The sequence below is a fragment of the Streptomyces sp. NPDC000983 genome (genome assembly GCF_040299205.1).
Taxonomy (GTDB): domain Bacteria; phylum Actinomycetota; class Actinomycetes; order Streptomycetales; family Streptomycetaceae; genus Streptomyces.
Genome location: NZ_JBEPBM010000013.1, coordinates 65,367 through 85,688, shown reverse-complemented (window position 1 = coordinate 85,688; position 20,322 = coordinate 65,367). Strand labels below are relative to the sequence as shown.

General features: G+C 71.6%; 18 protein-coding genes. 6 read left to right on the top strand and 12 right to left on the bottom strand.

Going from position 1 to position 20,322, the window contains the following annotated elements; translation table 11 throughout:
* Positions 1 to 225: 225 nt before the first annotated feature.
* Positions 226 to 1,236 (top strand): acyl-CoA desaturase, encoded by a 1,011-nt coding sequence (locus ABT296_RS17235; RefSeq protein ID WP_351928011.1) that lies wholly within the window; start codon positions 226 to 228, stop codon positions 1,234 to 1,236.
* Complete coding sequence (locus ABT296_RS17230; RefSeq protein ID WP_351928009.1) at positions 1,233 to 1,910, top strand: TetR family transcriptional regulator; 678 nt, start codon at positions 1,233 to 1,235, stop codon at positions 1,908 to 1,910. Before ABT296_RS17235 ends, ABT296_RS17230 begins: the two co-directional genes overlap by 4 nt.
* On the opposite strand, the gene ABT296_RS17225 is transcribed toward ABT296_RS17230, so the two are convergent.
* Complete coding sequence (locus ABT296_RS17225; protein ID WP_351928007.1) at positions 1,907 to 2,719, bottom strand: trans-aconitate 2-methyltransferase; 813 nt, start codon at positions 2,717 to 2,719, stop codon at positions 1,907 to 1,909. The two genes, ABT296_RS17230 and ABT296_RS17225, sit on opposite strands and share 4 nt — an antisense overlap.
* A gap of 87 nt (positions 2,720 to 2,806) precedes the next feature.
* Here ABT296_RS17225 and tamR point away from each other — a divergent pair, with 87 nt between their 5' ends.
* Positions 2,807 to 3,304, top strand: a complete 498-nt coding sequence (gene tamR, locus ABT296_RS17220) for a MarR family transcriptional regulator TamR (RefSeq protein WP_351928005.1) — start codon at positions 2,807 to 2,809, stop codon at positions 3,302 to 3,304.
* Here the strand turns inward: tamR and ABT296_RS17215 are convergent.
* Positions 3,263 to 4,030 carry a LuxR C-terminal-related transcriptional regulator gene (locus tag ABT296_RS17215; protein ID WP_351928003.1) on the bottom strand — a complete coding sequence of 256 codons (768 nt, stop codon included), beginning with the start codon at positions 4,028 to 4,030 and terminating at the stop codon, positions 3,263 to 3,265. The two genes, tamR and ABT296_RS17215, sit on opposite strands and share 42 nt — an antisense overlap.
* Before the next feature lie 259 nt (positions 4,031 to 4,289).
* On the opposite strand from ABT296_RS17215, the gene ABT296_RS17210 reads away from it, so the two are divergent.
* The gene (locus ABT296_RS17210) at positions 4,290 to 4,745 is read left to right on the top strand and encodes a GNAT family N-acetyltransferase (protein ID WP_351928001.1); all 456 of its coding nucleotides are present in this window, start codon (positions 4,290 to 4,292) and stop codon (positions 4,743 to 4,745) included.
* Here the strand turns inward: ABT296_RS17210 and galK are convergent.
* From galK to galT, 3 genes are read right to left on the bottom strand one after another with little or no spacing between them, the layout of a single operon-like run.
* Complete coding sequence (gene galK, locus ABT296_RS17205; RefSeq protein WP_351927999.1) at positions 4,738 to 5,889, bottom strand: galactokinase; 1,152 nt, start codon at positions 5,887 to 5,889, stop codon at positions 4,738 to 4,740. The two genes, ABT296_RS17210 and galK, sit on opposite strands and share 8 nt — an antisense overlap.
* A gap of 44 nt (positions 5,890 to 5,933) precedes the next feature.
* Positions 5,934 to 6,890 (bottom strand): UDP-glucose 4-epimerase GalE, encoded by a 957-nt coding sequence (gene galE / locus ABT296_RS17200; RefSeq protein WP_351927997.1) that lies wholly within the window; start codon positions 6,888 to 6,890, stop codon positions 5,934 to 5,936.
* Positions 6,887 to 7,948 carry a galactose-1-phosphate uridylyltransferase gene (gene galT, locus ABT296_RS17195; RefSeq protein WP_351927995.1) on the bottom strand — a complete coding sequence of 354 codons (1,062 nt, stop codon included), beginning with the start codon at positions 7,946 to 7,948 and terminating at the stop codon, positions 6,887 to 6,889. Before galT ends, galE begins: the two co-directional genes overlap by 4 nt.
* 177 nt (positions 7,949 to 8,125) lie before the next feature.
* Here galT and ABT296_RS17190 point away from each other — a divergent pair, with 177 nt between their 5' ends.
* The gene (locus ABT296_RS17190) at positions 8,126 to 9,805 is read left to right on the top strand and encodes a sodium:solute symporter family protein (protein WP_351927993.1); all 1,680 of its coding nucleotides are present in this window, start codon (positions 8,126 to 8,128) and stop codon (positions 9,803 to 9,805) included.
* A gap of 21 nt (positions 9,806 to 9,826) precedes the next feature.
* Positions 9,827 to 10,147: a hypothetical protein gene (locus ABT296_RS17185; RefSeq protein ID WP_351927991.1), complete on the top strand. Its 321-nt coding sequence runs from the start codon at positions 9,827 to 9,829 to the stop codon at positions 10,145 to 10,147.
* Between the two features lie 89 nt (positions 10,148 to 10,236).
* Here the strand turns inward: ABT296_RS17185 and ABT296_RS17180 are convergent, their stop codons facing one another.
* From ABT296_RS17180 to ABT296_RS17150, 7 genes are all read right to left on the bottom strand, one after another.
* Positions 10,237 to 10,917, bottom strand: coding sequence for a helix-turn-helix transcriptional regulator (locus ABT296_RS17180; RefSeq protein ID WP_351927989.1), 681 nt, complete (start codon positions 10,915 to 10,917; stop codon positions 10,237 to 10,239).
* A 219-nt stretch (positions 10,918 to 11,136) separates the two neighbouring features.
* Complete coding sequence (locus tag ABT296_RS17175) at positions 11,137 to 13,065, bottom strand: outer membrane protein assembly factor BamB family protein (RefSeq protein WP_351927987.1); 1,929 nt, start codon at positions 13,063 to 13,065, stop codon at positions 11,137 to 11,139.
* A gap of 55 nt (positions 13,066 to 13,120) precedes the next feature.
* Entirely contained in the window at positions 13,121 to 14,941 is a 1,821-nt protein-coding gene (locus tag ABT296_RS17170) for an outer membrane protein assembly factor BamB family protein (protein ID WP_351927985.1), read from the bottom strand.
* A 204-nt stretch (positions 14,942 to 15,145) separates the two neighbouring features.
* Complete coding sequence (locus ABT296_RS17165) at positions 15,146 to 16,948, bottom strand: ABC-F family ATP-binding cassette domain-containing protein (RefSeq protein ID WP_351927983.1); 1,803 nt, start codon at positions 16,946 to 16,948, stop codon at positions 15,146 to 15,148.
* Between the two features lie 95 nt (positions 16,949 to 17,043).
* The gene (locus ABT296_RS17160) at positions 17,044 to 17,946 is read right to left on the bottom strand and encodes a 4-(cytidine 5'-diphospho)-2-C-methyl-D-erythritol kinase (RefSeq protein WP_351927981.1); all 903 of its coding nucleotides are present in this window, start codon (positions 17,944 to 17,946) and stop codon (positions 17,044 to 17,046) included.
* Positions 17,947 to 18,825 (bottom strand): 16S rRNA (adenine(1518)-N(6)/adenine(1519)-N(6))-dimethyltransferase RsmA, encoded by an 879-nt coding sequence (gene rsmA / locus ABT296_RS17155; RefSeq protein ID WP_351927979.1) that lies wholly within the window; start codon positions 18,823 to 18,825, stop codon positions 17,947 to 17,949.
* A 58-nt stretch (positions 18,826 to 18,883) separates the two neighbouring features.
* Positions 18,884 to 20,290: a resuscitation-promoting factor gene (locus tag ABT296_RS17150; RefSeq protein ID WP_351927977.1), complete on the bottom strand. Its 1,407-nt coding sequence runs from the start codon at positions 20,288 to 20,290 to the stop codon at positions 18,884 to 18,886.
* Positions 20,291 to 20,322 lie beyond the last annotated feature (32 nt).

The window sequence follows — 20,322 nt, the reverse complement described above, 5'->3', positions numbered from 1 at the left end:
GGCCGGACATCCGGGAAGAAATCAGAGCGGACCGCGCTGTCCGACCGACTCCAGGATATGTGTCCGTGCCGAGCCCGGACTCACGGGCTCTTGCCGCCGGGCGACGCGCTGCCATACTTACGTCGCCGTAGGTTACGCAACCGTAGGAATCCTGGTCACCGGACCGGGGAACGGTTTCCGGAGCCATCGGCTCACCTCACACCCTCGACCCCACAGGGGACGCCCATGACCACGAGCTCCGATGTGATCGAAGACGCCCCGCGGGCGGACGACGACACCCCGATTCGCTCAGCCACGCTCGGCGGCGACAAGAAGGGGAGGGTGGAGCAGCTCGCGCTGGCGGGCTTCATCGTCGTCCCCTTCGCGGCCCTCGCCCTGGCCGTGCCGCTGGCCTGGGGCTGGGGTGTGAGCTGGCTCGACCTCGGCCTGCTGGTGTTCTTCTACTACCTCGCCTGCCACGGCGTCACGATCGGCTACCACCGCTACTTCACCCACGGCTCCTTCAAGGCGAAGCGCCCGCTGCGCATCGCGCTGGCCGTCGCGGGCTCGATGGCCGTCGAGGGTCCCCTGGTCCGCTGGGTCGCCGACCACCGCAAGCACCACAAGTTCTCCGACGCCGAGGGCGACCCGCACTCCCCCTGGCGCTACGGGGAGACCGTCCCGGCCCTGATGAAGGGCCTGTGGTGGGCCCACATCGGCTGGATGTTCGACGAGGAGCGGACCCCGCAGGACAAGTACGCGCCGGACCTGATCAAGGACCGGGCGATCCGCGCGATCTCCCGCCAGTTCCTGTGGTGGACGATGCTCTCGCTGGCCCTGCCGGCCCTGATCGGCGGTCTGGTGACGATGTCCTGGTGGGGCGCGTTCACCGGCTTCTTCTGGGGCTCCCTGGTCCGGGTGGCGCTGCTCCACCACGTCACCTGGTCGATCAACTCCATCTGCCACGCGGTCGGCAAGCGCCCCTTCAAGTCCCGGGACCGCTCGGGCAACGTGTGGTGGCTGGCGGTGCTGTCCTGCGGCGAGTCCTGGCACAACCTGCACCACGCCGACCCCACCTCGGCGCGGCACGGCGTGATGCGCGGGCAGATCGACTCCTCCGCGCGGCTGATCCGCTGGTTCGAGCTGGCCGGCTGGGCGTACGACGTGCGGTGGCCGTCACGCTCGCGTATCGATTCGCGCCGCAACACCGCCGATGACGGCTCCCGGCGCGGGGCGGAGGCCGCGAAGGCGGCATGATTGACGGCGTGGCGACCGACTCCAGCAGTACCCCGAGCAACGAGAAGCCCCGGCGCGCGCGCCGTACCCGGATGACCGGTGCGGAGCGCCGCCAGCAGCTGCTGGAGATCGGTCGCACCCTGTTCGCCGCGAAGGGGTTCGAGGGCACCTCGGTCGAGGAGATCGCGGCGAAGGCCGGGGTCTCCAAGCCGGTGGTGTACGAGCACTTCGGCGGCAAGGAGGGCCTGTACGCGGTCGTGGTGGACCGGGAGATGCGCCGGCTGCTGGACATGGTCACCGGCTCCCTGACCGCGGGGCACCCGCGTGAGCTGTGCGAGCAGGCCGCCTTCGCCCTGCTGGACTACATCGAGGAGTACACGGACGGATTCCGCATCCTGGTCCGCGACTCCCCGATCCCCCAGTCGACGGGCTCCTTCGCCTCGCTGATCTCGGACATCGCCACCCAGGTGGAGGACATCCTGGGCCGCGAGTTCAAGAGCCGCGGCTTCGACCCCAAGCTGGCCCCCCTCTACGCCCAGGCCCTGGTCGGCATGGTCGCCCTGACCGGCCAGTGGTGGCTGGACGTCCGGCGCCCGAAGAAGGCGGAGGTGGCGGCCCACCTGGTGAACCTGGCCTGGCACGGCCTGGACGGCCTGGAGGCCAAGCCGCACCTGATAGGGCGCCGCAAGTCCTAGCCCTCCTTGCGGGCGACCGCGAAGACCCGGCGGAACGGGAACGGCGTGCCGTGCGGGCCCGACGGATACGCCTCGCGCAGGGCCGCCCGGTACTCCTCCACGAAGGCGTCCCGCGCCGGGACGTCGTCGGCGAGCGCGGTGAGGACGGGCAGCAGCCCGGTGCCCTTCACCCAGTCCAGGACCGGGTCCTCTCCGGTCAGCAGATGGACGTACGTCGTCTCCCACACGTCCGTCTCCGGGCAGCCGAGGGCCGCCAGGCGGTCCAGGTAGGCCGTGGGGGTGAGGATCGCCCCGTCGTGGCGCAGGGCGTGCGCCAGGCGGTCCCGCCAGCGCGGGGCCCGGGCCAGCTCGCGCATCAGCCGGTGGCTCGGGGAGTCGAAGTTGCCGGGGACCTGGAAGGCGAGGGTGCCGCCGGGGGCGAGCCCGGCGATCCAGGCGGGGAAGAGGTCCGCGTGGTCCGGCACCCAGTGCAGGGTCGCGTTGCTGACGATCAGGTCGAACGGCTCCCCGGGCACCCAGGTGCGGACGTCGGCGTGGGCGAAGTCCAGGCTGCCGCCGCCCGGGGTGGGCCCGGCGTGGGCGGCGGCCCTGGCGAGCATCTCGGGCGAGTTGTCGTAGCCCGTGACCCGGGCGGCGGGCCAGCGCTCGGTGAGCCGGGCGGTGGCGTTGCCGGGGCCGCAGCCCAGGTCCGCGATCCGGGGCCGGCCGGACGGCGGTTCGGGGACGCGCGCCAGGAGGTCCGCGAACGGGCGGGCCCGGTGATCGGCGTGACGCAGGTACTGGGCGGGGTTCCACGTGGGCGTCGTCATGCCTCCAGCATCCCCCAGATTTACCTTCACATCAAGATGCTTGATATCAAGAGACTTCACGTCGACACAACCACTACACTGATCGTCATGGAGGACGAGGTCGATCGGCTGGTCGCTGCGTGGCGCCGGGAGCGCCCGGACCTCGACGTGGAACCGCTGGAAGTGCTCAGCCGGGTCAGCAGGCTGGCGCGGCACCTGGACCGCGCGCGCCGGCTGGCCTTCTCCGAGCACAGTCTGGAGCCCTGGGAGTTCGACGTGCTGACCGCGCTGCGGCGCGCGGGCACGCCCTACCAGCTCTCCCCCGGACAGTTGCTGACGCAGACTCTGGTCACGTCCGGCACCATGACCAACCGCATCGACCGGCTCACCAAGAAGGGCCTGGTGGAGCGGCTCCCCGACCCCAGTGACCGGCGGGGTGTGCTCGTCCGGCTCACCGACGAGGGCCGGGACCGCGCGGACCAGGCCCTGGCCGGACTGCTGGACCAGGAGCGCGCCATCCTCGGCGAGCTCTCCCGGCTCCAGCGCGGCGAACTGGCGGGACTGCTACGCCAGTTGACCGCCCCGTTCGACAACATCCCCGGCTAGGTCGACCGGCCCGACGCCCGCGCGGCGGGCCAGCGCGACGGCGGCCAGGGTGCTGTGGACGCCCAGCTTGCCGAGCACGTTCTGCATATGGGTGCGGACGGTGTGCGGGGAGAGGAACAGGCGCTCGGCGACCGCCTTGCGCCCCAGCCCCGCCACCATGCACCTGAGCACCTCGCGCTCGCGCGGGGTCAGCGACTCCACCAGCCGCTCGCTCTCGGTGCGGTGCTTGCGCGCCGCGGTCAACTCCCGCAGCACACCGGTGAGCAGGGCAGGCGGAAGGTGCGTCTCCTCGCGGAGCACCCCGCGGATGACGGTGAGCAGCCGGGACAGCGAACAGTCCTTGGCGACCCAGCCGGACGCCCCGGCCTGGAGCGCCAGCGCGGCCCGCCGCGGATCGTCCTTCTCGGCGAGCACCACGATGCGCACCCCGGGCTGCGCGGTGCGCACCCCCGCGACCAGGGAGATGCCGTCGACGAGTCCGTCCTCCCCCACCTCCTGCACGGGCACCGCGGGCCGTATGCCCGGGGCCACACCGCCCAGATCTGCGTCGACGAGCAGCACGTCGTAGCGGCGCCCCTCGGCGGCCGCGCGCTCCAGGCTGCGCAGGGCGGCCGGACCGCTGCCCGCGGCGGAGACGTCGACGTCCGGCTCGGCCGCCAGGGCGGCGGCGAGCGACTCGGCGAAAATTCGGTGGTCGTCGACGACCAGGACTCGGATACGAACCACTGAAACCCCCTTCCCCAAGCTCCTGAAGAGCCGGGGATACCCCAGGTCCGGAGAACGACGACCCACGCGGGCACGGCACCCACGGGTGGTTACGGACGCACGGCCGCCGCCATGCGGGAATGGCTACCCCCACCGCGGGCGCCGTACCCGGCTGTCTCGCCCCCTGATCAGCACCGGCCCCCACCGGCGCTGCTCATCAGAGTACGGGCGAGGGCCTGGAGCGGAAGGCGATTTGCAGAACTGACCCGTCGACGCGTTTATGGTGAGCCGCATGTTCCGAATGGAGACAGAAGTCGACAAGGAGCGGCGCGATCTTCTCGGCGCCCGGATGCGGGACACCAACACCGCGGCCTCACCGGTGCTCGCCGCACTGCGGGGGACACCCGGTGAACGTGAACTCCCGCTGCATGTCTGGATGCTGGACGAGTCCGGCGCCCTGGCCGGCGGGCTGGTGGGTCACACCTGGGCGACCTGGCTGCACGTGGCGCTTCTCTGGGTCGACGAGCGGCATCGCGGCGCCGGGCTGGGCTCGCGGCTGCTCGCGCAGGCGGAGCGGACGGCCCGCGACGGACGGGGCTGCCTCAGCGCCCGGTTGGAGACCTGGGACTTCCAGGCGCCGGACTTCTACCGGCGCCACGGCTACGAGGTGGTGTGCGTGATCCCCGACTACCCGCCGGGGATCACGGAGTTCACACTGACCAAGCGCCTCACCTGATGCGGCGCGCGCCCGGCGCGGGGACCGCCTCGAAGACCCGCGGGGCGGTGAACCCGGCCGTCGCGAAGGCCTCCTGGACGGCCTTGGAGACGGTGTCCGCGTCGGCCGCCTCCACCAGCACGATCGCCGAGCCGCCGAAGCCGCCGCCCGTCATCCGGGCGCCGAGCGCGCCGGCCGCCAGGGAGCTGTCCACCACCAGGTCCAGCTCGGGGCAGGAGACCCGGAAGTCGTCGCGCAGGGAGGCGTGCCCGGCGACCAGCACCGGGCCGATCGCCCGGGTCTCGCCCGCCCGCAGCAGGGACACCATCCGCTCCACCCGCTCGTCCTCGGTGACGACGTGGCGGACCAGACGCAGCACCTCCTCGTCGTCGGCGAGGCGCTCCAGCGCCGCGTCGAGTCCGTCGTAGGGGATGTCGCGCAGGGCGTCGACACCGAGCAGGGCGGCACCCTTCTCGCAGCCCGCGCGGCGCTTGCCGTACTCGCCCTCGCTGTGCGAGTGCTTGACCTGGGTGTCGACGACCAGCAGGCGCATGCCCTCGGCGGCCAGGTCGAAGGGGATCTGCTGCTGGGAGAGGTCCCGGGTGTCGAGGAAGAGGGCGTGGCCCTCCTCGCAGCACGCGGAGGCGGTCTGGTCCATGATGCCGACCGGCGCGCCGACGTAGACGTTCTCCGCGCGCTGGCAGAGCCGGGCCAGCTGCCAGCGCTTGAGGCCCAGTCCGTACAGGTCGTCGAGGGCGAGCGCGACGACGACCTCCAGGGCCGCCGAGGACGACAGGCCGGCGCCCGCCGGGACCGTGGAGGACAGGTGGATGTCGGCGCCGGTGATCTCGTGCCCGGCCTCGCGCAGCGCCCACACGACGCCCGCCGGGTACGCCGTCCAGTTCCGGTCGGACTCCGGGGCCAGGTCGTCCACGCGCAGTTCGACGACCCCGCCCCCGACGTCCGCGGAGTGCAGCCGCAGGACGCCGTCGGTGCGCCGGGCGACCGCGGCGAGCGCGGTGTGCGGCAGCGCGAAGGGCATGACGAAGCCGTCGTTGTAGTCGGTGTGCTCACCGATGAGGTTGACCCGGCCCGGTGCCGCCCACACCCCGTCCGGCTCCGTGCCGTACAGCTGACTGAACCGCTCGGCGACAGCCTCGCTCATCCCTGACCCCTGACCTTTCGTGCTGAACAGACCGCTGGAGAGGATTACTTCCCGTGCCGCTGCGCGAACTCCCAGGCGTCCGCGACGATCGCGTCGAGGTCGGTACGGGAGGGGCGCCAGCCCAGCTTCTCGCGGGCCGCGTCGGCGGAGGCCACCAGGACCGCCGGGTCGCCGCCCCGGCGCGGGGCCACCACCTCGGGGATCGGGTGCCCGGTGACCCGGCGCACCGTCTCGACGACCTGGCGCACGGAGAAGCCGTTGCCGTTGCCGAGGTTGCAGATCAGGTGCTCGCCGGGGGTGGCCGCGCCGACCGCCAGCAGGTGCGCCTCGGCGAGGTCGGCGACGTGGATGTAGTCGCGCACGCAGGTGCCGTCCGGCGTCGGGTAGTCGTCGCCGAAGACCGAGACGGCCTCACGGCGGCCCTGCGCCACCTGGAGGACCAGCGGGATCAGGTGCGACTCGGGGTCGTGGCGCTCGCCGGACTCGCCGTAGGCGCCGGCCACGTTGAAGTAGCGCAGCGACACCGCGGCCAGTCCGTGCGCGGCCGCCTCGCCGGTGATCATGTGGTCGACGGCCAGCTTCGAGGCGCCGTAGGGGTTGGTCGGCCTGGTCGGCGCGGACTCCACGATCGGGACCTGCTCGGGCTCGCCGTAGGTCGCCGCGGTGGAGGAGAAGACCAGCCGGCGCACGCCCGCCTCGCGCATGGCGCCGAGCAGGGCCATGGTGCCGCCGACGTTGTTGTCCCAGTACTTCTCGGGCTTGACCACCGACTCGCCGACCTGCGAGGAGGCGGCGAAGTGCAGCACGCCGTCGAAGGAGGCGTCCAGCCACTTGGCGGCGTCGCGGATGTCGCCCTCGACGAAGACGGCGCCCGCGGGGACGCCCTCGCGGAAGCCGGTGGAGAGGTTGTCGAGCACGGTGACCTCGTGGCCCGCCTCCAGCAGATGCCGGGTCACCACGCTGCCTACGTAACCCGCCCCGCCTGTCACCAGGTACTTCATGAACTCGCTACCTCTCGCAGTCGCTCTGCCGCGCGCTCCGGCGGCACGTCGTTGATGAACACGCTCATGCCGGATTCGGAACCCGCGAGGAACTTCAGCTTGCCGGGGGTCCTGCGGATGGTGAAGAGCTCCAGGTGGAGCGCGAAGTCCTCACGGACGACGCCGTCGAACTCCTCCAGCGCCCCGAACGGCGCCTGGTGCCAGGCGGCGATGTAGGGCGTCGAGGGCTCTTGCGCACCGAAGATCCGGTCGAAGCGCCTCAAGAGTTCCAGATAAACCTGGGGGAACTCCGAGCGTGCCGCCTCGTCCAGCCCCAGCAGGTCCGGCACCCGGCGGCGCGGGTACAGGTGGACCTCGTAGGGCCAGTGCGCGGCGTAGGGCACGAAGGCGACCCAGTGTTCACTCGCGAGGACGACGCGCTCACCGGCGAGTTCACGCTCCAGGACGGCGTCGAAGAGGTTCCCGCCGGCGGTGGCCTCCTTGTGCTGGGCCACCTGGCGCAGCATCAGGGCGGTGCGGGGGGTGGTGAAGGGGTACGCGTAGATCTGGCCGTGCGGATGACCGAGCGTCACGCCGATCTCGGCGCCCCGGTTCTCGAAGCAGAACACCTGCTCGACGGAGGGCAGATGGGAGAGCTCGGCGGTCCGGTCGGTCCACGCGTCCAGGACGAGACGGGCCTGTTCGTCACTCAGATCGGCGAAGGAGGCGTGGTGGTCGGAGGTGAAGCAGACCACCTCGCAGCGGCCGGAGTCACCGGCGAGCGAGGGGAAGCGGTTCTCGAACACCACGACGTCGTACGACGAGTCGGGGATCTCGCTCAGCCGCTCGCCCTGCGAGGGGCACAGCGGGCACTCGTCGGCCGGCGGGTGGTAGGTCCGCCCCTGGCGGTGCGAGGCGACGGCGACCGAGTCGCCGAGCAGCGGGTCCCTCCGGACCTCGGAGGTGGTGACGGTGCGGTCCAGCGGCCGGCGGTCCACCGCGTCCCGCACGCGGTCGTCGCGCAGGTCGTAGTAGATCAGCTCGCGACCGTCGGCCAGCAGGGTCGAGGTCTTCTTCACGCCGGACTCCCTCATCGAGCCACACAACCATCAAACAGAACTCAACATATCGAAACACAACTCACCAGAAGCGTCAACATCACAATCAAACAAAGCTCACCACCAGAAGTGTTCAATTGCTGAACGCGGAGGAACCAGGTTCCGCACGGATCAGTTCGCGCAACGAAGCGAGTACGCATGCAGACCCCCACATACCTCGCAGCCGAGCTACGGCTCCCCACCAACTGGCTCGACTACACGATCCTCGGCATCTACTTCGTCGTCGTCCTGGGCATCGGCTTCGCGGCCCGGCGCTCGGTCAGGACGAGCCTCGACTTCTTCCTGTCCGGACGCTCGCTGCCCGCCTGGATCACCGGCCTCGCGTTCATCTCCGCCAACCTGGCCGCCACCGAGATCCTCGGCATGGCCGCCAACAGCGCGCAGTACGGCGTCTACACCGTGCACTGGTACTGGATCGGCGCCATCCCGGCGATGGTCTTCCTGGGCCTGGTGATGATGCCCTTCTACTACTCCAGCAAGGTCCGCTCGGTCCCCGAGATGCTGCTGCTGCGCTTCGACAAGTCGGCGCACCTGCTGAGTTCGGCGCTGTTCGCCTTCGCCGCCATCCTGATCTCCGGGGTGAACCTGTACGCCCTCGCGATCGTCGTCGAGGCGCTGCTGGGCTGGCCGCAGTGGGTGGCGATCGTGGTCGCCGGCGCCTTCGTGCTGGCCTACATCACCCTCGGCGGCCTCTCCTCGGCGATCTACAACGAGGTGCTGCAGTTCTTCGTGATCCTCGCAGCCCTCATCCCGATCGTGGTGCTGGGCCTGAAGAAGGCCGGCGGCTGGGGCGGCCTGACGGACACGCTCACCAAGGCCCAGGGCGCCGACTTCACCACCGCCTGGGGCGGCACCGGCATCGGCAGCGACAACCCGCTCGGCGCCAACTGGCTGACCATCGTGCTGGGTCTGGGCTTCGTGCTGTCCTTCGGCTACTGGACCACGAACTTCGCCGAGGTCCAGCGGGCCCTGTCGGCGAAGAACCTCTCCGCGGCCCAGCGCACCCCGCTGATCGCGGCCTACCCGAAGATCTTCATCGTCTTCCTGGTGATGATCCCGGGCCTGACGGCGGCGGCCCTGGTCCCGGGCTTCGGCACCGAGGAGTCGGGCTACCAGTACAACGACGCCATCCCCTACCTGATGGAGCAGCTGCTGCCCAACGGCGTGCTGGGCATCGCGGTCACCGGTCTGCTGGCGGCCTTCATGGCGGGCATGGCGGCGAACGTCTCGTCCTTCAACACGGTCTTCACCAACGACATCTGGGCGCGGTACGTCGTCAAGGGCCGCGAGGACTCCTACTACATCGGCTTCGGCCGGCTGATCACCGTCATCGGCGTGTGCGCTTCTGTCGGAACGGCGTTCCTGGCCTCCACCTTCTCCAACATCATGAGTTACCTCCAGACGCTGTTCTCCTTCTTCAACGTGCCGATGTTCGTGGTCTTCATCGTCGGCATGTTCTGGAAGCGGGCGTCCGTCGTCTCCGGCTTCTGGGGTCTGCTCGCGGGCACCGTCGCCGCGATGGTCAACTACTTCTGGATCTACAAGCAGGGCATCGTCGACATCCCCACCGACCAGGGCGCCAACTTCGTCTCCGCGATCGTCGGCTTCGTGGCCGGCGGCGTGGTCATGGTCGTCGTCTCCCTGTTCACCCGGCCCAAGCCCATCGAGGAACTCCAGGGCCTGGTCTACGGCACCCGCTCCCCCGGCATGTCCGAGGCGCCCGCCGAGGGCGACGACGCCTGGTACCGCAAGCCGGCCCTGCTGGGCTGGGGAGCGATCATCCTGGCCGCCGCCTGCTACATCCCGTTCTCTTTCTGATCGCGGGAGAATCGAGAAACCATGTCTGAGCACCACGGATACTCCGAGGACGACGTCCAGCGGGAAGTCACCGAGCTGCAGGGCAAGTCCGCCACCGCGGCGAGCCTGTTCGACCTGCGCCGCATCATCGGCGCCCTCTTCGTCCTCTACGGCGTCATCGTCACGATCGCCGGGATCAACCCCTCGGACGCCGACCTCGACAAGGCGGAGGGCGTCAACATCAACCTCTGGACGGGGCTCGGGATGCTGCTCCTCGGCATCTTCTTCCTGGTCTGGCTGAAGCTGCGCCCGACCCCGCCGCCCACCCCGGCCGAGCCGCCGCAGGACGAGCGCGCGGAGTGAGCCGTACCCACGCGTGAGGAGGGCCGGGACCACTCGGGTCCCGGCCCTCACGCGCGGTCAGGGGCGCGTCCGCCCCCGCGGTGCCCCGGTCAGGGCTCGACCGGCCGGGGGCCCGCCCGGTCCAGCAGGCCCGTACGGGCGGCCAGGGCCGCCGCCTCCAGGCGGGAACCCACCCCCAGCTTCATCAGGACCCGCTGTACATGGGTGCGAGCCGTGGAGGGGGCGATGCCCATGCCCGCGGCGATCAGCCGGGTGTCCTCGCCCTCGGCGACCCGGACCAGGACCTCCACCTCCCGGGGCGTCAGCATCTGGAGCAGCCGCTGGCCCTCGTCGTCCGGCTGGGCCGCCGGATTGAGCAGCTCGCTGAAGGCCCCCTGGAGCAGTTGCGGCGCCACCGCCGCCTCGCCCGCACGCGCCTTCATGATCGCCCGTTCCACGCCCTCGATCCGCTCGTCGTGCCGGACATAGCCCGAGGCGCCCGCGGCGAACGCCGCCGCGATGCCCCTGGGGCTCGGCACCGGTCCGAGGACCAGCACCGCGACCTGCGGACGTTCCCGTTTGATCTTCACCACCGGGTCGAACATGCCCGGCTCGGCCGGTGTCGCCGTCCCCAGCAGGCACACCTCCGGCGCCCGTGTGATGACCAGTTCCGCCGCCCCCGCGGCCGGTGCCGCGGCGGCCAGTACCCGGTGCCCCCTCAGTTTCAGCGCCGAGGCCAACGCCTCGGCGAGCAGTCGGTGGTCGTCGACCACCATGAGCCGCACTCCCATCGAGCAACCCCCCAGTCCCCCCTGCGAATCCCCTCGCACCCACAGACACGCCCCCGTGGATGCCCCCGGAAGCTACACGCTTGTTCGACGTTGCGCTGCCCCTACTGGAGAGAAGTGCCCCGGATCGCCGAAATTCCTCTCATTCGAGGGTGATGCGCGGTAAATGCACGGCCCCGCCCCTGAACAGGGACGGGGCCGTGGCCACAGATGTTCGTTCGGCTACTTGGCGCCGAAGCCGATCACCAGGTACTCCTCCTCGCCGGTGGAGCCGAGCTCACTGGCGAAGACGTCCGACATGAACAGCCGGCCCTGGCTGTACAGGATCTCGGCGTAGTCGGGCAGCATGCTGCGCTCCACCCGCATCACCTTCTCCGTGGACGGGTTCTCCATCAGCTTGGTCTCCTTGAAGGAGCCGCCGTCGAGGGAGACGACCTGCCCGCCCTTGTCGTAGGGGCCGCGCTTGTAGGCGATCAGGTTGGGGCCGTCCATGCGCAGCGGGACGAACTCGTAGTTGTCGCCGGCGTCCGCCCGCTGCCCGGTCTCCTTGCCGGTGGCGAGGTCGAAGGAGACGATCTCGTTGGTGTCGCTGTACTCGGCCTTGCCGTCGTGCTTCTCGGTCGGCAGGTAGAGCCGGTCCTCGCCCACGGCGAGCTGGCGGCACTCCTCGACCTTGGTGATGCCGTCGCAGGAGGCGTTGAACTGCTCGCCCGGGGCGGAGATGCGGGCGCGCAGCTTGCCGGTCTTGTTGTCGATGGAGAAGAAGTCCGAGATGCCGCTGCCGTCGCCGGCCGCGTCACCGACGTCGGCGGCCACCACCAGGGGCTCGGTGGAGACGACGCTGGCGTACTCGATGCCCGCGGACATCTTGTACTCCGTGATCACCTTCCCGGACTTCGGGTCGATGTTCTGGATGTTCAGCTGACGCTCGCCGTAGGAGCCGCACTTGCGGACCGCGACCAGCTTGGGGCCGCCGCCGTAGCCGGCGTCGTAGCAGGTGTCGGTCGGCTTGGGCGCCCACAGCTGGTCACCGGTGGCGATGTCGAACGCGGCGCCGCCGCTGGTGCTGCCGACGGCCACCGTGCCCGCGCTGACCGTGACGTTGTCGAAGCTGATCGGCGAGGTGCCGCTCTCGACCGTCTTGGTCCACAGCTTCTTGCCGGTGTCGAGGTCGATGCCCGCGACCTGGGTGCAGCCGTAGGAGGGGTTGGCCTTGGTCGGCATCTTCGGCTGGTAGGTGATCGCCGTCCGGTTGTCCTCGGTGGCGTGGTTGCTGCCCTGGCAGACCGGGCCGGGCAGCTCGATCGTCCACAGCTCGGTGCCCTTGTCGGGGTCGTAGCCGACGATCTCGGCGACACCGCTCTTGGCGTACACCTTGTCGGTGAGCCAGGAGCCGACCGTGGAGACGGTCTGGTCCTTCTTCACCTCGGGCGCCGGGACCTGGAAGAGGACCTGGGAGTTGGGGTCGGCGGGCGCCTTCTCGGTCGCCTTGCCCGACTGGGTGCCGCCGGTGTCGCCACCGCCGTCGCCGCCGCCCGAGGTGTCGCCGCCCTTGTCGCCGCCGCCGGTGCCGCCGCTGGAGCTCGCGGTGTCGTCCTTGCCCTTGTCGTCACCGGAGTTGGACGCGTACAGGAAGCCGCCGCCGACGATCAGGGCGATGGCCACGACCGCGGCCACGATGATCGCCAGCTGGGAGTTGAACTTCCGGCCGCCGCCGGGCTGACCCGGCTGCGGCGGCATCGGCATGGTCGGCGGCTGGTAGCCGTAGGGCTGCTGGCCGTAGGGCTGGGTGGGCGGCTGGCCCGGGTAGCCGTAGCCCTGCGGGGGCGTCTGCGGGTAGCCGTAGCCGGCCGGCTGCTGCGGGGGCGTGGGCGGCTGCGGGTAGCCGTAGCCCTGCGGCGGCGTGGGCGCTCCGAAGCCGCCCTGCGGCGGGGGCGTGGGCGCGCCGAAACCTTCCGCCGGCGGGGGCGTCGGTGCGCCGAAGCCTCCCGCGGGCGGCGGGGTGGGCGCGCCGAAGCCCGGCGGCTGGGCCTGGGGCTCGGCGGGCGGCTGCGCCGGGGGCGCGGGCTGCTTCGGCGGTTCGTCCTGCGGCGGGCCGAACCCTCCCCCCTGCGGGGGCTGGTTGGGCGGCGGGGGCGGGGGCGTGGTCATGATGTGAGTACCTCGGAGTGGGGACGGCTCGATACGGACGGGACGCGGGAGCGGATCACTTGCCGAAGGCGAGCATCAGCTTCTCCTTCGCCTCGTCGTTGCCGGACAGCCGTGTGGTCGACAGGTAGAAGCGGCCGTCGACCCAGTCGTAGGTACCGGAGTAGAAGCTGTCCTCGATGTCGGCGGTGCCGGACGGGTGCTGGAGCAGCTTGACCGGCTTGTGGGCGCTGCCCGAGGTCGGGATCGACACGACCTGGCCGCCGGACTCCCAGGACGGCTTGACGTAGGCGATGAGGTTTCCGCCCTCGGTCCGCAGCGGCATCATCGACTCCTCCACCGGGGACTTCACCCGCCACTGCTCCTTGCCGGTGGCCAGGCTGATGGCGACGATCTCGTTGGCGCCGGTGGTGGCCTCGGTGGGCAGGTAGAGCGACTTGCCGTCGGAGGCGACGCCGGAGCAGCCCTGGAGGTCACGCTGGAGCACGGCCCAGCCGCACTCGGGGGAGAAGCTCTCGTCGACGTCGACCTGGGAGGCGATGGAGCCGCCGGAGCCGAGCGTGGAGATGTTCCAGGAGTTCTTGTCCTCGTTGGTGCTGTAGACCACGACCGGGTTCAGCGAGTAGACCCGGCCGACGCGCCAGCCCTTGTCGGGCTTCCAGGTCCACTTGGCCTTGCCGGTCTTCGGGTCGAGCTCCTGGACCTCGTCGTGCTCGTTGTTCCCGCCGGCACCGCAGGACGACACGGCGACCAGCTTCTCGCCGCCGGCGAAGCCGGCCGGGAAGCAGGCGTCGCCGTACTTCTTCTTGTCCCACAGCTTCTTGCCGGTGGTGACGTCGTACGCGGTGCCGGACTGCGAGCGGCCCACCATCAGTGTGGAGCCGGTGATGGACAGCTCGATCTGCAGGGTGCTGTCGAAGAGTTCGCCGTCGGCGACCTCGCCCGTCCAGCCCTTCTCCCCGGTGTTCAGGTCGAGTTCCTGGAGCTGGTTGCACTCGGCGCGGTCGCTGCTGCCGCTCATGTACGCCACGACGACCTTGTCGTCGGCCGTCTTCTGCGGGGTGACGGCGCAGATCTTCTCCGGGAAGGCGATCGCGTCCCAGGAGGGCGTGCCGTCGGCGACGTCGTAGGCGAAGACCTCCTTGTACGCCGCCTTCACCGCGGTCTTGTCGGTGATCCACATGCCGGGGGCCTCGGCGCCGGAACCGGGCGCGTCGGGGCCCGACTTGTACCAGAGCACCTTCGCCTCGCCGGCCTTGCGGCCCTCGTTGAGGTTCTCGGGGTCCTCGCCACCGTCGCCGCTGCCGTCGCCGGGGTTGACCGGGTCCTCGGAGGCCTTGGGGTCGTCGCTCTTCTGCGCGACCGGCTTCTTCTTCTTGCCGTCGCCGCCGTCGTCGCCGCCGGTCACCGCGAACACGGTGCCGCCGATGACCAGCAGGGCCGCCACCGCGGCGCCGATGACCAGCGCCGGCTTGCCCTTGAAGGGGTTGCGCAAGCCGGGCGGGGTGGGCGCACCCGGGTACTGCGGCTGCTGCGGGTAGCCGTAGCCGGGCTGGCCGTAGGGGCCCGGCTGCTGCGGCTGGCCGTACGGGCCGGGGGCGGTCGGCGCCCCGTAGGGACCCGGGGTCGCGTACGGGCCCGGCTGCTGGGGCTGGCCGTACGGGCCGGGCTGCTGCGGCTGCGACGGCGGGTAGCCGTAGCCGGGCTGCGGGGCGCCGGCCGGCGGGGTGTGCGGGGGCGGGGGCGTCTGAGGCGGCTGGGCCGGGGGCTGCGGGGCCTGCGGCTGCGGCGGCTGGGGGGCGCCGAAACCTCCCTGCGGCGGCGGGTCCTGCGGCGCGCCGAAGCCTCCGTTCGGCGGCTGGCTGGGCGGCTGGCTCATCAGCGGTTTCCCCCTTGTGACCGATGTGGCGCCGCGCTCGGTGGCGCTCGCGTTTCCGCCACACCCATTCTTCTCAGACGGTTCTCAGACGGCCCTTTCTATCACTCGGCACCGACACTTCAGCGGGCCGGTCAACCCCTGTTCCCAAGGGACGACCGGCCCGTGATACCGCTGTTACGCGCCTTCACGCGCCCTTCACGCCGCTTACGCGTCCTCCGCGAGTTCCAGCCAGCGCAGTTCCAGCTCCTCGCGCTGACCCGCCAAGTCACGCAGCTCGGCGTCCAGTTCGGCCACCTTCGCGAAGTCTGTGGCGTTCTCGGCGATTTGGGCGTGCAACTTGGTCTCCCGCTCGGAGACCTTGTCGAGCTGCCGCTCGATCTTCTGCAGCTCCTTCTTGGCGGCGCGCTGGTCGGCCGCGCTCTTCTCCGGAGCGGCCTTCTCGACGACCGGGGATGCGGCGGCCGCGGCCTCCTCCATCTGGTGGCGGCGCTCGATGTACTCGTCGATGCCGCGCGGCAGCATCCGCAGGGCGGCGTCGCCGAGCAGGGCGAACACCCGGTCCGTGGTGCGCTCGACGAAGAACCGGTCGTGGGAGATGACGATCATCGAGCCGGGCCAGCCGTCGAGCAGGTCCTCCAGCTGGGTGAGGGTCTCGATGTCGAGGTCGTTGGTGGGCTCGTCGAGGAAGAGCACGTTCGGCTCGTCCATCAGCAGCCGCAGCAGCTGGAGCCGGCGGCGCTCACCGCCGGACAGGTCGCCGACCGGCGTCCACTGCTTCTCCTTGTTGAAGCCGAACGTCTCGCACAGCTGGCCGGCCGTCATCTCGCGCCCCTTGCCGAGGTCGACGCGCTCCCGGACCTGCGCCACCGCCTCCAGCACCCGCAGGGCGGGGTCGAGTTCGGCGACCTCCTGGGAGAGGTAGGCGAGCTTGACGGTCCTGCCCACGGCGACCCGGCCGCCCACGGGCTGGGTCTCGCCCTCGGTGCGGGCCGCCTCGGCCATCGCGCGCAGCAGCGAGGTCTTGCCCGCGCCGTTGACACCGACCAGGCCGATGCGGTCGCCGGGGCCGAGCTGCCAGGTGACGTGCTTGAGCAGCACCTTGGGGCCGGCCTGGACGGTCACGTCCTCCAGGTCGAAGACGGTCTTGCCGAGCCTGGACGAGGCGAACTTCATCAGCTCGCTGGTGTCCCGGGGCGGCGGCACGTCCTTGATCAGCTCGTTGGCGGCCTCGACCCGGAAGCGCGGCTTGGAGGTCCGTGCGGGGGCGCCGCGGCGCAGCCAGGCCAGCTCCTTGCGGACCAGGTTCTGCCGCTTGGTCTCCTCGGTGGCGGCGATGCGCTCCCGCTCCGCGCGGGCGAAGACGTAGTCGGAGTAGCCGCCCTCGTACTCGAAGACGCTGCCGCGCTGGACGTCCCACATGCGGGTGCAGACCTGGTCCAGGAACCAGCGGTCGTGGGTCACGCACACCAGCGCCGAGCGCCGCTCGCGCAGGTGCCGGGCGAGCCAGGAGATGCCCTCCACGTCGAGGTGGTTGGTGGGCTCGTCGAGGACGATCAGGTCCTGTTCCTCGATGAGCAGCTTGGCGAGCGCGATCCGGCGGCGCTCACCGCCGGAGAGCGGGGCGATGACGGTGTCCAGGCCCTGCGGGAAGCCGGGCATGTCCAGGCCGCCGAAGAGGCCGGTCAGCACGTCCCGGATCTTGGCGTTGCCGGCCCACTCGTGGTCGGCCATGTCCCGGATGACCTCGTGCCGGACGGTGGCGTTCGGGTCAAGGGAGTCGTGCTGGGTGAGCACGCCCAGGCGCAGCCCGCCGGAGTGGGTGACCCGGCCGGTGTCGGGCTCCTCCAGCCTGGCCAGCATCCGGATCAGGGTGGTCTTGCCGTCGCCGTTGCGGCCGACGACCCCGATCCGATCCCCTTCGGAGACGCCGAGTGAGACACCGTCGAGCAGGGCACGGGTGCCGTACACCTTGCTGACGTTCTCGACATTGACCTGATTGACGGCCATTTCTCTCCTGCCCAGGGGGATCGATCGACCCTCCAGGGTAGTCGGCGGCGCGGGGCGGCGGACGCGCTGTCCACAACCCCCGGGAGCACCCCGTGCTACGCGGCCACCACGGTGGCGCCCTCGGCCGGTCCCGACGCGACCCGCACCGCGCGGCAGGTGCCGGAGGCCCCGAGGGAGTCGGCGACCTTCGCAGCCGACTCCGGGTCCCGGGCCAGGAACGCGGTGGTGGGGCCCGAGCCGGAGACCAGGGCGGCGAGCGCCCCGGCGCCGCGGCCCGCGGCGAGAGTGCCGGCGAGTTCGGGGAAGAGGGAGAGCGCGGCGGGCTGGAGGTCGTTGGAGACGGCCGCGGCGAGCGCGTCCGGGTCGCCGTCGGCGAGCGCGCCGAGCAGCGCCTCGGAGGCGACCGGCTCGGGGATGTCCCGCCCCTCGGCCAGCCGGTCGAACTCACGGAACACGGCCGGGGTGGACAGTCCGCGGGCGGCCGTCGCGAACACCCAGTGGAAGGTGCCGCCGGTCTCCAGCGCGCGCAGCTTCTCGCCGCGCCCGGTGCCGAGCGCGGCGCCGCCGACCAGGCTGAACGGCACGTCGCTGCCGAGTTCGGCGCAGATGTCGAGGAGTTCCTCGCGGGGGGCGCGGGTGCCCCACAGCGTGTCGCAGGCGAGCAGGGCGGCCGCGCCGTCCGCGCTGCCGCCGGCCATGCCGCCGGCGACCGGGATGTCCTTGGCGATGTGCAGGTGCACGTCGGGGGTGATGCCGTGGCGCGCGGCGAGCGCCTCGGCGGCGCGGACGGCGAGGTTGGTGGAGTCGAGGGGGACCTGGCCGGCGTCGGTGCCCTCGCAGGTCACACTGGGGCCGCCCGGGGAGGGGGTGACGGTGACCTCGTCGTACAGGCCGACCGCGAGGAAGACGTTGGCCAGGTCGTGGAAGCCGTCGGGGCGGGCGGCGCCCACCGCGAGCTGGACGTTGACCTTGGCGGGGACGCGTACGGTGACGGCCACTTAGCTGTTCTCCTCGCTGACCTTGTGCTCGGCGATCCGCGCGAACTCCTCGACCGTCAGGGACTCCCCGCGCGCCTGCGGGGAGACCCCGGCCGCGACGAGCGCCGCCTCGGCGGCGGGCGCGGAACCGGCCCATCCGGCGAGGGCGGCCCTGAGCGTCTTGCGCCGCTGCGCGAAGGCGGCGTCGACGACGGCGAAGACCTCCGCCCGGGAGGCGGTCGTCCGCACCGGCTCGGTCCGGCGGACCAGGGAGACCAGGCCGCTGTCGACGTTGGGCGCCGGCCAGAAGACGTTGCGGCCGATGGCTCCGGCCCGCTTGACCTCGGCGTACCAGTTGGCCTTCACCGAGGGCACGCCGTAGACCTTCGAGCCGGGCGCGGCGGCGAGCCGGTCGGCGACCTCGGCCTGCACCATCACCAGGGTGCGCTCGATGCTGGGGAAGGTGGCGAGCATGTGCAGCAGCACGGGGACGGCGACGTTGTACGGCAGGTTCGCCACCAGCGCGGTCGGGGCCGGGCCGGGCAGCTCGGTGACGAGCATCGCGTCGGAGTGGACCAGCGCGAAGCGGTCGGCGCGGTCGGGCATCCGGGCGGCGACGGTGGCGGGCAGGGCGCTCGCGAGGACGTCGTCGATCTCGACGGCGGTGACCCGGTCGGCCGCCTCCAGCAGGGCGAGGGTGAGCGAGCCGAGTCCCGGCCCGACCTCCACGACCACGTCGTCGGGCCGGACGTCCGCGGTGCGGACGATGCGGCGCACGGTGTTCGCGTCGATCACGAAGTTCTGGCCACGCTGCTTGGTGGGCCGCACACCGAGCACCTCCGCGAGTTCGCGGACGTCGGCGGGGCCCAGGAGGGCGTCGGGGGCGGGGCTGCTGCTCACGGGACAAGGGTACGGGCCCGGGCACCCGCCCCCCGGCCAGGTCCGCCCGCCCCGGGCCCTATCCGCCCAGCCGTGCCCCGCAGTGCGGCCAGGGGCCGGCGCCGCGCTGCACGTACAGCTTCTTCGCCCGGAACGTCTGCTCGGCCGCCGGGGCGTCCTGGGGGCGCCCGCTGCCGCCGAGGCCCCGCCAGGTCCGGGTGTCGAACTGGTACAGGCCGCCGTAGGTGCCCGAGGGGTCGACCGCGTCGGGGCGGCCGCCGGACTCGCAGGCCGCGAGCGCCTGCCAGTCCAGTCCGTCGGCGCCCCGCACGGACGTCGGCATGGGCCGTGTCCCGACCCGCACCTCCTGGACGCGCGGCTCCCGCACCAGTTCGGTCCTGACCAGCCGCGGCTTCTGCCGCACTCCGTTGACGGTGCGCAGCGCGTAGGTGAAGCGGCGCAGCCCGGGCTGTCCGGCGCGTTCGACGACCTCGGTGCCCCGGAAGAGCGACGGGTCCTCGGTGCGCCGTACGCCGTGGGGGATCTCCTCCTCGCGGACCTCCTGGGAGCCGGTGATCCGCAGCACGGTCAGGGTCTGCCCGTCGCGCGGGAAACTGTCGGACGGGGCGGAGGTGGCGTCGAGCCCGCGCAGGGTGATCCCGGCCTCCCGGACGACCTCCGCCACGGTGGCCGCGTTGGTGCGGACCCTGCGGGCCCGGCCGTCCGCCATGACGGTCACGGAGCGCTCGGTGCGCACGTCCAGGGCCAGCCCCGCGCGCCCGATGGTGAGGGAGCGCGCCCGGGACAGGTACGCCCCTTCGGCGCGCACCCCCCACTCCCGCAGCGCCTCCTCCACCGTGTGCGCGGTCGTCCACGCCTCGTAGCTCCGGCCGTCGAGGGTGAGCCGCACCGGGCGCCCGTACTCGACCGTGATCTCGTCGCCGCTGCTCAGTTCGGTGCCCGGGGCGGGTGAGATCACGTCGTGCGCCCCCACCTCCACGCCCTCCTGGGCGAGCAGTTCGGTGACGTCGTCGGCGAAGGTGTGCAGGGTGCGCGGCCGGCCGTCTACGGTCAGCTCGACGGCCTTGTCCTCGGCGACGAAGGCGGTGGTGCCGCCGGCGAGGAACGCCACGACCAGCGCCTGCGGCAGCAGTCGGCGTACGGAACCCTCCGCGCCGCCCGGCTGGCGAGCCTTGCGCCGGCGTGCGCCCCGCCGTCCCGCTCCGGCGCGCGCGACGGGCGCGAGAGCCTCCTCGTAGGCGGGGCGGTAGGTGTCCGCGCCCAGGCCGTTGCCCAGGTCCCCGTCCAGGTCTCTGCCCAGATCCAGGCCCAGGTCCAGGTCGACGCGGGTCTGCTCGTACGTGACCGGCATCCCGTACGCGATGGTCTCCGCGCTGTGCAGGTCGCCCCCGTACACCTGGTGCTGCTGGTACTCCTCGTGCGTCTCGTGCGTCTCGTACGTCCCGTACTGCGATTTGCTGCTCACGCCGCCACGCTCCTGAGAGCCAGAGGGGTCCC

Bases quoted from the DNA above. Each gene is read 5' to 3' on its own strand.
- ABT296_RS17235 (WP_351928011.1), top strand. From the start codon at position 226: ATGACCACGAGCTCCGATGTGATCGAAGACGCCCCGCGGGCGGACGAC.
- ABT296_RS17230 (WP_351928009.1), top strand. From the start codon at position 1,233: ATGATTGACGGCGTGGCGACCGACTCCAGCAGTACCCCGAGCAACGAG.
- ABT296_RS17225 (WP_351928007.1), bottom strand. From the start codon at position 2,719: ATGACGACGCCCACGTGGAACCCCGCCCAGTACCTGCGTCACGCCGAT.
- tamR (WP_351928005.1), top strand. From the start codon at position 2,807: ATGGAGGACGAGGTCGATCGGCTGGTCGCTGCGTGGCGCCGGGAGCGC.
- ABT296_RS17210 (WP_351928001.1), top strand. From the start codon at position 4,290: ATGGTGAGCCGCATGTTCCGAATGGAGACAGAAGTCGACAAGGAGCGG.
- galK (WP_351927999.1), bottom strand. From the start codon at position 5,889: ATGAGCGAGGCTGTCGCCGAGCGGTTCAGTCAGCTGTACGGCACGGAG.
- galE (WP_351927997.1), bottom strand. From the start codon at position 6,890: ATGAAGTACCTGGTGACAGGCGGGGCGGGTTACGTAGGCAGCGTGGTG.
- ABT296_RS17190 (WP_351927993.1), top strand. From the start codon at position 8,126: ATGCAGACCCCCACATACCTCGCAGCCGAGCTACGGCTCCCCACCAAC.
- ABT296_RS17185 (WP_351927991.1), top strand. From the start codon at position 9,827: ATGTCTGAGCACCACGGATACTCCGAGGACGACGTCCAGCGGGAAGTC.
- ABT296_RS17180 (WP_351927989.1), bottom strand. From the start codon at position 10,917: ATGGGAGTGCGGCTCATGGTGGTCGACGACCACCGACTGCTCGCCGAG.
- ABT296_RS17175 (WP_351927987.1), bottom strand. From the start codon at position 13,065: ATGACCACGCCCCCGCCCCCGCCGCCCAACCAGCCCCCGCAGGGGGGA.
- ABT296_RS17170 (WP_351927985.1), bottom strand. From the start codon at position 14,941: ATGAGCCAGCCGCCCAGCCAGCCGCCGAACGGAGGCTTCGGCGCGCCG.
- ABT296_RS17165 (WP_351927983.1), bottom strand. From the start codon at position 16,948: ATGGCCGTCAATCAGGTCAATGTCGAGAACGTCAGCAAGGTGTACGGC.